At 38.7% G+C, this 10,530-nt stretch carries 13 protein-coding genes; 10 read left to right on the forward strand and 3 right to left on the reverse strand.

The features are described 5' to 3' along the window. Positions 1–136 precede the first annotated feature (136 nt). The 5 genes from K6V48_RS11065 to lytR all read left to right on the forward strand — a co-directional run bounded on the left by K6V48_RS11065 (position 137) and on the right by lytR (position 4,407). Positions 137–502 carry an Asp23/Gls24 family envelope stress response protein gene (locus K6V48_RS11065; RefSeq protein ID WP_024392607.1) on the forward strand — a complete coding sequence of 122 codons (366 nt, stop codon included), beginning with the start codon at positions 137–139 and terminating at the stop codon, positions 500–502. Positions 503–504: 2 nt separating this feature from the next. Then, positions 505–2,169 (forward strand): DAK2 domain-containing protein, encoded by a 1,665-nt coding sequence (locus tag K6V48_RS11070; protein WP_222369727.1) that lies wholly within the window; start codon positions 505–507, stop codon positions 2,167–2,169. A gap of 105 nt (positions 2,170–2,274) precedes the next feature. Next, positions 2,275–2,715, forward strand: coding sequence for a tRNA (adenosine(37)-N6)-threonylcarbamoyltransferase complex ATPase subunit type 1 TsaE (gene tsaE / locus K6V48_RS11075; protein WP_024404749.1), 441 nt, complete (start codon positions 2,275–2,277; stop codon positions 2,713–2,715). Then, on the forward strand, positions 2,708–3,235 hold the full coding sequence (locus K6V48_RS11080; protein WP_172039468.1) for a GNAT family N-acetyltransferase: 528 nt from the start codon (positions 2,708–2,710) through the stop codon (positions 3,233–3,235). The genes tsaE and K6V48_RS11080 overlap by 8 nt, the downstream gene beginning before the upstream one ends. Then, positions 3,232–4,407, forward strand: coding sequence for a glycopolymer--peptidoglycan transferase LytR (lytR, locus tag K6V48_RS11085; protein ID WP_222369729.1), 1,176 nt, complete (start codon positions 3,232–3,234; stop codon positions 4,405–4,407). The genes K6V48_RS11080 and lytR overlap by 4 nt, the downstream gene beginning before the upstream one ends. Before the next feature lie 161 nt (positions 4,408–4,568). Here lytR and K6V48_RS11090 read toward each other — a convergent pair whose 3' ends face one another. From K6V48_RS11090 to K6V48_RS11100, 3 genes are all read right to left on the reverse strand, one after another. Beyond that, positions 4,569–5,825, reverse strand: coding sequence for an ISL3 family transposase (locus tag K6V48_RS11090; protein ID WP_222369731.1), 1,257 nt, complete (start codon positions 5,823–5,825; stop codon positions 4,569–4,571). 140 nt (positions 5,826–5,965) lie between these two features. Next, a complete protein-coding gene (locus K6V48_RS11095) occupies positions 5,966–6,271 on the reverse strand; it encodes a chemotaxis protein (RefSeq protein ID WP_222369733.1) in 306 nt (101 codons plus the stop codon). Between the two features lies 1 nt (position 6,272). Continuing rightward, positions 6,273–6,686 (reverse strand): HIT family protein, encoded by a 414-nt coding sequence (locus K6V48_RS11100; protein ID WP_222369736.1) that lies wholly within the window; start codon positions 6,684–6,686, stop codon positions 6,273–6,275. Positions 6,687–6,748: 62 nt separating this feature from the next. Here K6V48_RS11100 and K6V48_RS11105 point away from each other — a divergent pair, with 62 nt between their 5' ends. The 5 genes from K6V48_RS11105 to rpmB all read left to right on the forward strand — a co-directional run bounded on the left by K6V48_RS11105 (position 6,749) and on the right by rpmB (position 10,390). After that, positions 6,749–7,483, forward strand: a complete 735-nt coding sequence (locus K6V48_RS11105) for an ABC transporter ATP-binding protein (RefSeq protein ID WP_222369739.1) — start codon at positions 6,749–6,751, stop codon at positions 7,481–7,483. Next, on the forward strand, positions 7,480–8,520 hold the full coding sequence (locus K6V48_RS11110; protein ID WP_222369742.1) for an ABC transporter permease: 1,041 nt from the start codon (positions 7,480–7,482) through the stop codon (positions 8,518–8,520). The genes K6V48_RS11105 and K6V48_RS11110 overlap by 4 nt, the downstream gene beginning before the upstream one ends. Before the next feature lie 49 nt (positions 8,521–8,569). Next, entirely contained in the window at positions 8,570–9,364 is a 795-nt protein-coding gene (gene ccrZ, locus K6V48_RS11115) for a cell cycle regulator CcrZ (RefSeq protein WP_222369745.1), read from the forward strand. Beyond that, positions 9,361–9,999 (forward strand): tRNA (guanosine(46)-N7)-methyltransferase TrmB, encoded by a 639-nt coding sequence (gene trmB, locus K6V48_RS11120; protein ID WP_222369748.1) that lies wholly within the window; start codon positions 9,361–9,363, stop codon positions 9,997–9,999. Before ccrZ ends, trmB begins: the two co-directional genes overlap by 4 nt. A 202-nt stretch (positions 10,000–10,201) precedes the next feature. After that, entirely contained in the window at positions 10,202–10,390 is a 189-nt protein-coding gene (gene rpmB, locus K6V48_RS11125) for a 50S ribosomal protein L28 (RefSeq protein ID WP_001140948.1), read from the forward strand. The last annotated feature ends 140 nt before the right edge of the window (positions 10,391–10,530 follow it).

The raw sequence follows: 10,530 nt of genomic DNA on the forward strand, positions 1-10,530 counted from the left end.
GTTGCTACTCATTCTTTCAGATATAGATGAATAATACTTCATAACATTAGAAGATATCAGATGTCACAAGCTTGTTTTTTACAGAATGCTGAAAATATGGTAAAATGGAGTGATAAAACTATTTGAGGTAAGGAATATGACTGTAAAGATCAATACAAAAGACGGCCAAATTGAATTGACTGATGACGTGATTGCCACAGTTGTCGGCGGTGCTACGACTGAAATTTTCGGTGTTGTTGGGATGGCTAGTAAATCTGCGATTAAGGACAATTTTCAGGCTCTTTTGAGAAAAGAAAACTATTCCAAAGGTGTTGTTATCAAGACTTTAGAAGATGGTCGTATTGCAGTCGATGTTTATACTGTGATGAGTTATGGTGTAAAAATCAGTGAAGTATCTCGCAATATCCAGGAGCGCGTGAAGTTTAACTTGGAGAGTCAATTGGGTATCTCTGTTGATGCCGTTAATGTTTTTATCCAAAATATTAAAGTCGTAGGAGAATAATTGTGTCTAAAATTACTACTAGTTTATTTCAAGGAATGGTGCAGGCTGCATCAACTCGTCTGAATAAACAAGCTGAATATGTCAACTCGCTAAATGTATTCCCTGTACCAGATGGGGATACAGGTACCAATATGGGGATGACCATTACAAATGGTGCTAAGGAAGTTGCGGATAAGCCTGCTTCTACAGTCGGTGAAGCTGCACAAATTTTGTCCAAAGGATTGCTAATGGGAGCGCGCGGGAACTCTGGTGTTATTACATCTCAGTTATTCCGTGGTTTCGGTCAATCTGTTAAGGGTAAGGTTGAATTGGATGGTAAGGATTTAGCACAGGCTTTTCAACATGGTGTAGAGGTAGCTTATAAAGCTGTTATGAAACCTGTTGAGGGTACTATTCTTACGGTATCTCGTGGTGCCGCAACTGCAGCACTCAAAAAGGCTGAAGAAACAGACGATGCAGTCGAAGTCATGCGTGCAACACTGGATGGAGCTAATCGTGCCCTAAAGAAAACACCTGATATGCTTCCAGTCTTGAAAGAGGTTGGAGTTGTCGATTCAGGCGGTCAAGGACTTGTATATATTTATGAAGGTTTCTTGTCAGCTCTTACAGGTGAGTACATTGCTTCTGAAGAATTTGAGGCGACTCCAGCAGTTATGTCAGAAATGATAAATGCAGAACACCACAAGTCTGTAGCGGGTCACGTTGCAACGGAAGATATTACTTATGGTTATTGTACAGAAATCATGGTAGCTCTACGCCAAGGTCCTACTTATGTTAAAGAATTTGACTATGAAGAATTCCGTAATTACTTGAATGATCTTGGAGATTCTCTCCTAGTTGTCAACGATGATGAAATTGTGAAAGTACATGTACACACAGAAGATCCCGGATTGGTGATGCAGGCTGGACTCCAGTATGGTAGCCTGGTTAAAGTTAAAGTAGACAATATGCGTGAGCAACATGAAGCGCAGGTTGAAAAAGAAGGTTCTGTCCAAAAACCAGCTGAGCAAAAAGAATATGCTATTATTGCTGTAGCAGCTGGGGAAGGGTTAACTGAGATTTTCAAATCACAAGGTGTTGACTATGTCATTTCTGGAGGTCAAACCATGAACCCATCAACAGAAGACTTTTTGAAAGCTATTGATTTGGTCAATGCGCGTAATGTAATTTTACTACCGAACAACAAAAATATTTTAATGGCAGCTCAGTCTGCGGCTGAAGTGGCGGACGTTGCTGTAAAAGTAGTAGAAACTAAGACCCTACCACAAGGCTTTACAAGTTTGTTGGCATTTGATCCTAGTCGTGATTTGGACAGTAACGCACAAGCCATGACAGCCTCACTAGCTGATGTGAAAAGTGGCAGCATTACGACAGCTGTTCGTGATACAACAATTGATGGCCTTGAAATTCATGAAAATGATAATCTTGGTATGGTTGATGGAAAAATTGTTGTATCTAATCCAGATATGATGGAGACACTTGAATCAACATTTGAAAGAATGCTTGATGAAGATAGTGAAATTGTTATTATCTATCTTGGCGAAGAAGGTGACGAAGAATTAGCTCAAGCCGTAGCTGAAAAATTGGAAGAACAATTTGAAGACATCGAAGTTGAAATCCACCAGGGAGATCAGCCAGTGTACCCATATCTGTTCAGTGTTGAATAAAAATGAATCGTGAGTATGTGATCATGCTCACGATTTTTTCGCTTTCGTTTGGGATTTTCTGGTCTGCTTATGACAAACAAATTGGCCTATGGTATAATGGAATGTATGTTAAGTCGAAATGAAAATGAATTGATTTCAATTGGTGAAAACCTGGGTAGTGTTTGTCAAGCGGGGCAAGTGATACTGTTATCTGGAAATCTTGGTGCTGGAAAAACAACATTGGTAAAAGGTATTGCGAAGGGTCTTGGTATTGAGCAAATGATTAAAAGTCCAACCTATACGATTGTACGCGAATATGAAGGACGTCTACCATTATTTCATTTAGATGTTTATCGAATTGGAGATGATCCTGACTCTATTGATTTGGATGATTTTCTTTTTGGTGACGGCATTACTGTCATCGAATGGGGAGAGTTATTGGATTTATCTTTGTTCGATGATTATCTAAGAATCTACATTGAAAAGGTTGAAGAAGGTCGCTCTCTGTCTTTTGAAGCCTTTGGAAGACAAAGCCAAAGTTTACTAGCGGAGATTCCAAATGCGTAGAAAAGAGATTGAATTTTGTGAAGCAGATCCCAGTGATGCGCAGGCGTTTATCCATTTTATGCATCAAGTAGCCTCAGAAACAGATTTCTTGGTCATGGACGAAACGGGTTTTGCATATCATCAAGAGCAGATGGAAACGATTTTTGCGGCTGGGATTGAAAATCCTAGGGAAATCCATTTGCTGGCAAAACTAGAGAATGAGGTTATAGGTGCAATAACTGTTAAGTCTTCTAAACAATTTCGAATTAGCCATATTGGAAATATCTTTATTGCAGTTAAGAAAAAATACTGGGGTCATGGAATTGGCACTATACTCTTAGAAGAAGTTTTGCATTGGGTACGGGAAATTGGTTTGCTGAGCAGATTAGAGTTGACAGTCCAAGTTCGCAATCAAGCTGCAGTACATCTTTATAAAAAATTAGGATTTCAGATAGAAGGAACTCAATATAGAGGAGCTAGAACTGATCAAGGGGAATGGCTAGATCTCTATTATATGGGTATGTTGATTGGTGATCTATGAAAATTTGGAAAAAAATAGTCTTGATGTCCTTGTCGATTTTCTTATTGACAGTGGTAGCCGCTGGAGTTTACGGCAATAGTATATTGGGATTTTCTCTAGGTGAGATTTCAAAAACATTCAAATCGTTGGGTGATGATGGTGATTCTATAGAGCCAATCGATGCAACCGAGCCGTTAACCATACTCTTGATGGGGGTGGATATGGATCAGGAATCACGGGGGGGACAATGGGAGGATGGCCGTAGTGACTCTATGATTCTTGTTACGCTCAATCCAACTACAAATACTACTACTATGATGAGTCTGACGAGAGATATCATGGTTGAAATTGCAGAGCCAGATGGGACATCCAGTGGGACAATTGAAAAACTAAATCATTCCTATAGCTATGGACAAGCTCCCATGGCAATTGCGACGATTGAAAAAATGATGGATATCACCATTGATCGCTATGTTGAGATTAATATGGATGGGCTAGTTGAATTGGTTGACGCACTTGGTGGAATCGAAGTAAATAATACTTTGGGATTCCCAATCTCAATTTCGGAACATGAACCAGCTTATACTGCAGTTGTTCCGGAAGGAAAATCATTAGTAAATGGTAATCAAGCATTGGTTTATTCCCGAATGCGTTATGATGATCCTGAAGGGGATATTGGTCGCCAAAAACGACAACGGGAAGTCATCACCGCTATCGTGAAGAAGTTGTTAAATTTAGATGGATTAACACAATACAAAAAAATTCTGACAGCTATTTCAAATAATATGCGGACAAATATTGAAATTACGACTTCGACTATACCATCGCTTCTGGGTTATAAAGATGCTTTATCTAATCTGGAATCGTATCAATTGCAGGGTGAGGATCAGATGATTAACGAACTCAGCTATCAATTGCCTACTAGTGAGCATCTGTTGGAAATGCAAAATGTTTTGAAATCATCGATTGGGCAACCAACTGCTACTGATTTAGTGACAAATGTCCAAGTGAATGAAAGTATGATGTACCTTCCAAGTCCAGTTAATGTATACAATGCATATACGAATGAATTGGTGCTTGAAGCAAGTCCGTGGGTCCAAACATCAACTGAAGATTCGACCACATATGATACGACAGCAGAGATGAATTCAGAAACCACTGCTACAGATACCTATAGTTCAGAAGGGGAATAAGTTCAGATAATATCGTTAAAGAAGTCGAGCAAAACTCATTATGATTTAAATTTGCATAAAAAATAGCTTTGAATTACGTTATCAATAACGTTGATTCAAAGCTATTTTTTGGTATTAAGACTTTTACGGCTCTTTGTCAACTGTAGTGGGTAGATGAAAAGCTAACATCTAGAGAGGACGAACTTCGTTCTCTCTTTCTTTATGTTCAAAGCAATCAAAATCCGTTTTTTAAAGTTTTCAAAGTTCCTGAAACCAAAGGCATTTCTCTTAATGACTTTGATGAGATTATTGGTAGCTTCCAGTTTGGCGTTGGAATAAGGCAATTCCATGGCATTCAAAACCTTGTCTTTATCCTTTAGAAATGTCTTAAATACCGTCTGGAAAATAGGATTAACAGTGGCTAATTCCTGTTCGATGAGGTCAAAGAAATGGTTTGAGTTCTTCTCTTGGAAATGGAATAAGAGCAATTGATAGAGTTCATAGTGCTGTCGTAGTTCCTCGGAGAAAGACAGGAGTTTTTCCAGTATTTCCTTGTTGGTCAAATGCATTCGAAACATAGGGCGATAAAATCGTTTATCGCTGAGTTTACGGCTATCCTGTTGAATCAATTTCCAGTAACGTTTCAAGGCACGGTATTCCTGCGATTTTCTGTCGAATTGATTCATAATTTGAATACGAACACGATTCATAGCACGGCTAAGGTGTTGAACAATATGAAAGCGGTCGAGTACGATTTTTGCATTCGGAAAAAGTTGTTTAGCAAGTTGATAATAGGGACTAAACATATCCATGGTAATCACTTTGACCCGATTTCTAACCTTTCTAGGATAGCGTAGAAAGTGGTTTCGGATAGTTGCTTGAGTTCTTCCGTCCAGAATGGTTATGACATTTAGGGAATTGAAATCTTGTGCAATAAAGCTCATCTTCCCCTTTTTGAAGGCATATTCGTCCCAACTCATCACCTCAGGTAGGGTATTCCAATCCGTTTCAAACTTGAACTCATTGAGCTTTCTCATAACTGATGATGTTGAGATAGATAGCCTGTGTGCAATATGTTGCATTGCTTGATTTTCGATGAGTAATTGAGCGATCTTTTGGTTAACAGCGACGGAGATTTGGTGGTTCTTCTTGACAAGAGGAGTTTCAGCGACAGCCATTTTCCCACATTCCTTGCACTTGAAACGACGCTTTCTAAGGCGGATAAGTAAGGGATAGCCAGCTGTTTCTAGGTAGGGGATCTTAGAGGCTTTCTGGAAATCGTATTTTGCCATTTGTCCCTTGCATTTAGGGCATTTAGGGGCTGTGTAATCCAAGTGACCGTGGAGTTCTAAGTGAGTTCCCATATCAAATTCATCAGTGATAGTGATATTTTTGTCTTTAATTCCGAGAAAATTTGTGATAAGATTTAGTTGTTCCATATGAACCCTTTCTAATGTGAGTTTAGTCGCTTTTCATTATAGGTCATATGGGACTTTTTTTCTACACTCAAAAAGGCTCCATAATTTCCATGGTGGTTTTACCCACTACAGAAATTATAGAGCCACTTTTACCCAGCTTTCTATAATTTTTTTGGGTCTTTTGAAGCGTATTTTTCTTGGATGATTTGGATCTCTTGTAAGTTGCCTGCTATACTTTGTTGGTAGATGCGTGTTTTATACTGGAGATCAGCTGTTAATTCTTGCAAAGGTTTTTGCAAACTTTGGATAATGGCTAGTTGATGTTGGATATTCGATTTGCTGGTCTGAATATCAGTCAGGAGTTGTTTTGTTTCCTTGACTTCTTTTGAAATTTTATCTCGGTTGGTAATAGCAAGAAAGGTTGCACTGGCAGCACCTACAGCCACTATAATATTGCTAAGTTTCATCTTATTCTCCTAAATAGAGGCTTTGCGCTAGCTGGGCTAATGCTAGGAAATCAGGTTCGTTGGTTTTGAAATGGATTTCCAGTCCGTCTTCTTTATCGTATCGTGGTAAGAGATGGATATGGGTATGAAAGACAGTCTGACCAGCCACTTCTTCGTTATTATTGACAATATTTAGGCCTTTAGCACCGAGTGTCTCCTTCAAATGACTGGAGATAGCAGGAATGACTGAAAAGAGTGTAGCTGCTGCTTCTGCGTCCATATCAAGCATATTGCGGTAGTGTTTCTTAGGAACAACTAAAGTGTGTCCTTTGGTGACTTGGGTGATATCTAAAAAGGCAAGGATATGGTCATCTTCATAGACTTTAGAAGCTGGGATTTCTCCAGCAATAATTTTACAAAAAATACAATCTGACATAATGACAACCTCTTTCTAGAATTTTTGATATAATAATTATATCAAATTATAGGAAGAAATGTATGTTAGAAGTAAAAAATATTACAGGAGGCTACATCAATATTCCCGTATTGAAAGATGTATCTTTCACTGTTGAGAACGGTCAGTTAGTTGGCTTGATTGGATTGAATGGTGCTGGGAAATCAACGACGATAAAGGAAATTATTGGCCTTTTAACTCCTTATCAGGGAGAAATTTTAATTGATGGGAAAAGTCTTGGACAGGATGCAGAAAAATATCGGAAGAAAATTGGATTTATCCCTGAAACACCTAGCTTGTATGAGGAATTGACGCTTAAGGAACATTTAGAGGTAGTAGCTTTAGCCTATGATTTGACTTGGGATCAAGCCTGGGGTCGAGTTCAGGGGTTGTTAACGATTTTTCGGTTGGATGAAAAATTGGACTGGTTCCCTGTTCATTTTTCTAAGGGAATGAAACAGAAAGTTATGATTATCTGTGCTTTCATGGTGGAACCGAGTTTGTTGATTGTTGATGAGCCGTTTTTAGGGCTGGATCCTGTAGCGATTTCGGACTTAGTAAACCTATTAGAAGAGGAGAAAGCTAAAGGAACTTCAATTCTGATGTCTACTCATGTTCTTGACTCGGCCGAGAAAATGTGTGATTCTTTTGTTATCTTACATCAAGGTCAGGTTCGTGCAACAGGGAATTTAGAGGAATTGCAGCATGCTTTTAACATGAAAGGTGCAAGTCTTAACGAAATCTATCTGGTGTTGACACAAGAAGGAGTGGCCAGATGAAGGCAATGTTTCAACAACGCAGAAGGGACTTCCTAACTAAATGTTCCAAGTATTTGCGCTATGTATTGAATGACCATTTTGTGTTAGTGCTGATGGTATTTATCGGCTTTTTAAGCTTGCAATATCGGCAATTACTACTGAATTTTCCTGAAAACTCCCTGCCAATCTACATGCTGCTTTTAGTGGTCGGTTTGTTGGTGTTATTTTCTGGGAAAATCGCCACTTATTTGGAAGAGGCAGATGAGATTTTCCTTTTACCAAAGGAAAAAGAAGTTCTACAAATTATCCATGTAGCAGCTAGACGGACTTATATCCTATGGTCTGGAATTCAGGTGCTGGTACAAATGTTATTGGTTCCTATTTACTTAATGCTGGGTTTAGCTGTTTGGATGATTTTTTGCTATATCCTTTTGCTGTTGGTGCTAAAATACATTCTAGTCAAGCACCAAATGGCACAATATCAGTCACAGGGAGTGTTGAATTGGTCCAAAGCCATTCAGGATGAGCAGAAGAGAAAACAGTCAATTTTGCGTTTCTTTGCCCTGTTTACCACGGTGAAAGGAATTAGTGTGCCTGTAAAACCGAGAACCTATCTAAATGGGATATTGCACCTTGTGCATGATCAACAAACTTGGTTTTATCTGTATCTACGTGCTTTTATGAGGGCAGGGGATTACTTAGCCTTAGCATTGCGCTTGCTTTTGTTAGCCATCTTATCATTGATTGCGATTGATGAATCATGGTTGTCAATTGGCTTGGTCCTCATTTTTCATTATTTACTCTTGTTCCAGTTGCTAGGGCTCTTCAGGCATTATGATTATCAATATTTGACTCAGTTATATCCGTTGGGAAAAGATGAAAAGAGGCGTGGTTTCCAAAAGGTTCTGCGTATTGTACTTTACGGACTTTTAGGAATCGAAGTGAGTTTAGCTCTGCTATTTTCTAAAGAGAGTATAATGGTGGTGCTATTACTGTTGGTTGGGATTTTTTTGCACGAGGGATATTTACCAGCCAAATTAAAAAAATTGATTGACTAAATAGCTGAAAACTAGTAAAATAGTAAGGAATTTTTCAAGGAGGAATGGCATGCAGTTTGATACCAGTGGGCTACAATTACAGTCTATTGCAGGGAATAGTGGCAAGGCGTTCAAAGGCCAACGGTCAGACGGAACGCCAGTGTTTGTGAAGTATGAAATGCCTCCTATTGTTTCAGTTTTGGCACGGGAACAAATTACCCCACCGATTTTATCAGCAAATCGTGAGGCAGGTATGGGGCATAGGGTTGAGCAGGAGTGGCTCAATGGTAGGACGTTAGAACGTCAAGATATGGGAAGTAAACAGGTGCGTCAGATTCTGGTGCGCATGCACTATTCTCGTATTTTGTTGAATCAGGCTCTTCAGATGAATTATACTTATATGGAGCCACAGGATTTGGTACATCGTTGGCAAAAAGAAGCGCCAGCTCGATTGGCACAAAACACATATTTGCAATCGATTTGTCAAGAATTATTAAATCACTTACCAAATTTTCGTCAAGAAGTAGCTACTTTTGTCCATGGTGATCTACATCATACAAACTGGGTAGAAACAACGAGTGGACTAGTATACTTGACTGACTGGGAAACGGCTTGTTTAACAGATCGTATGTTGGATGTTGCTTATCTGTTAACACACTATATTCCGCGTCATGAGTGGAAAGAGTGGCTTCAAGCATACGGATATAAATACAATCAAACCGTACTCAGTAAGATATATTGGTATGGTCAGCTTGGATATTTAAACCAAATTGTGAAGCATGTTGAAAGCTACAATGTGTCTGCGGCAAACAAAGAAATATATGCTCTGCGTCAATTTCGTCAGAGTTTCAAGAAAGATATATGAGAGTTAGAAATCGAAAGGGAGCTAGTGAGCTCTTAGCAACCAATCCTCGGTATGTTATTTCCAATCCGGAAGAATGTAAGGGGAAGTGGGCAGAAATTTTTGGGAATGATAACCCGATTCACATTGAAGTTGGATCAGGAAAAGGTCGATTTGTGACAGGAATGGCTGCACAAAATCCAAATGTGAACTATATTGGGATTGATATTCAGATGACCGTTCTAAGCTATGCCTTGGATCGAGTTCTGGAAGCAGATTTACCGAATATAAAGTTATTGCAAGTAGATGGTTCAAGTTTGACAAATTATTTTGCGCCAGCAGAGATTGATAGATTGTACTTAAATTTCTCTGATCCATGGCCGAAAAAACGTCATGAGAAACGTCGCTTGACCTATAAGACGTTTTTGGACACCTATAAAGAAATCCTGCCTGAACATGGGGAAATTCATTTTAAAACGGATAACCGTGGACTGTTTGAGTATAGCTTGGCTAGCTTTTCACAGTACGGTATGGTATTGAAGCAGGTTTGGTTAGACTTACATGCGGACGGCCTAGAAGGCAATATTATGACTGAGTATGAGGAAAAATTCTCAAATAAAGGTCAGGTCATTTACCGAGTTGAGGCTATATTTCAATAATCTGTTGTTTTAGAGCTGTCTTTAAATCTAGATGTCTTATTGATTTTTAATAAAGTAATAGCTGATGAAAAGTCAATGTTGCCAGTAGCCCTTGTAAAATATTAAAAAAAATCCTTGCCAACCACTCTATTTTTTGGTAGACTAGTATGGTATGTGGTGCTAGCACATCCGTAATATTTGATCAAATGAGGAGGAATATATAATGGCTAAAGTATGTTATTTTACTGGTCGTAAGACTGTATCTGGTAACAACCGTTCACACGCAATGAACCAAACTAAACGCGCAGTTAAACCAAATCTTCAAAAAGTTACTGTTTTGATTGATGGTAAACCTAAAAAAGTTTGGGCATCAGCTCGTGCACTTAAATCAGGTAAAGTTGAACGTGTATAATGTTAAAGAGCCGCAAGGCTTTTTTTCTACCATTTGTCAAGTCCATCAAGGTATTTGACGAAAAATATTTTGAGTTCAATAGTCAAAATAAGGAAATTGTTTTCTTTTGGACTAAAGTTTAGTGAAAAAAGTGTATACAA

The organism is Streptococcus suis, assembly GCF_019794555.1.
GTDB lineage: Bacteria > Bacillota > Bacilli > Lactobacillales > Streptococcaceae > Streptococcus > Streptococcus suis_AB.

Coding starts and splice junctions, on each gene's coding strand:
- K6V48_RS11065 (WP_024392607.1), top strand. CDS start 137: ATGACTGTAAAGATCAATACAAAAGACGGCCAAATTGAATTGACTGAT.
- tsaE (WP_024404749.1), top strand. CDS start 2,275: ATGTTAAGTCGAAATGAAAATGAATTGATTTCAATTGGTGAAAACCTG.
- K6V48_RS11080 (WP_172039468.1), top strand. CDS start 2,708: ATGCGTAGAAAAGAGATTGAATTTTGTGAAGCAGATCCCAGTGATGCG.
- lytR (WP_222369729.1), top strand. CDS start 3,232: ATGAAAATTTGGAAAAAAATAGTCTTGATGTCCTTGTCGATTTTCTTA.
- K6V48_RS11090 (WP_222369731.1), bottom strand. CDS start 5,825: ATGGAACAACTAAATCTTATCACAAATTTTCTCGGAATTAAAGACAAA.
- K6V48_RS11095 (WP_222369733.1), bottom strand. CDS start 6,271: ATGAAACTTAGCAATATTATAGTGGCTGTAGGTGCTGCCAGTGCAACC.
- K6V48_RS11100 (WP_222369736.1), bottom strand. CDS start 6,686: ATGTCAGATTGTATTTTTTGTAAAATTATTGCTGGAGAAATCCCAGCT.
- K6V48_RS11105 (WP_222369739.1), top strand. CDS start 6,749: ATGTTAGAAGTAAAAAATATTACAGGAGGCTACATCAATATTCCCGTA.
- K6V48_RS11110 (WP_222369742.1), top strand. CDS start 7,480: ATGAAGGCAATGTTTCAACAACGCAGAAGGGACTTCCTAACTAAATGT.
- ccrZ (WP_222369745.1), top strand. CDS start 8,570: ATGCAGTTTGATACCAGTGGGCTACAATTACAGTCTATTGCAGGGAAT.
- trmB (WP_222369748.1), top strand. CDS start 9,361: ATGAGAGTTAGAAATCGAAAGGGAGCTAGTGAGCTCTTAGCAACCAAT.
- rpmB (WP_001140948.1), top strand. CDS start 10,202: ATGGCTAAAGTATGTTATTTTACTGGTCGTAAGACTGTATCTGGTAAC.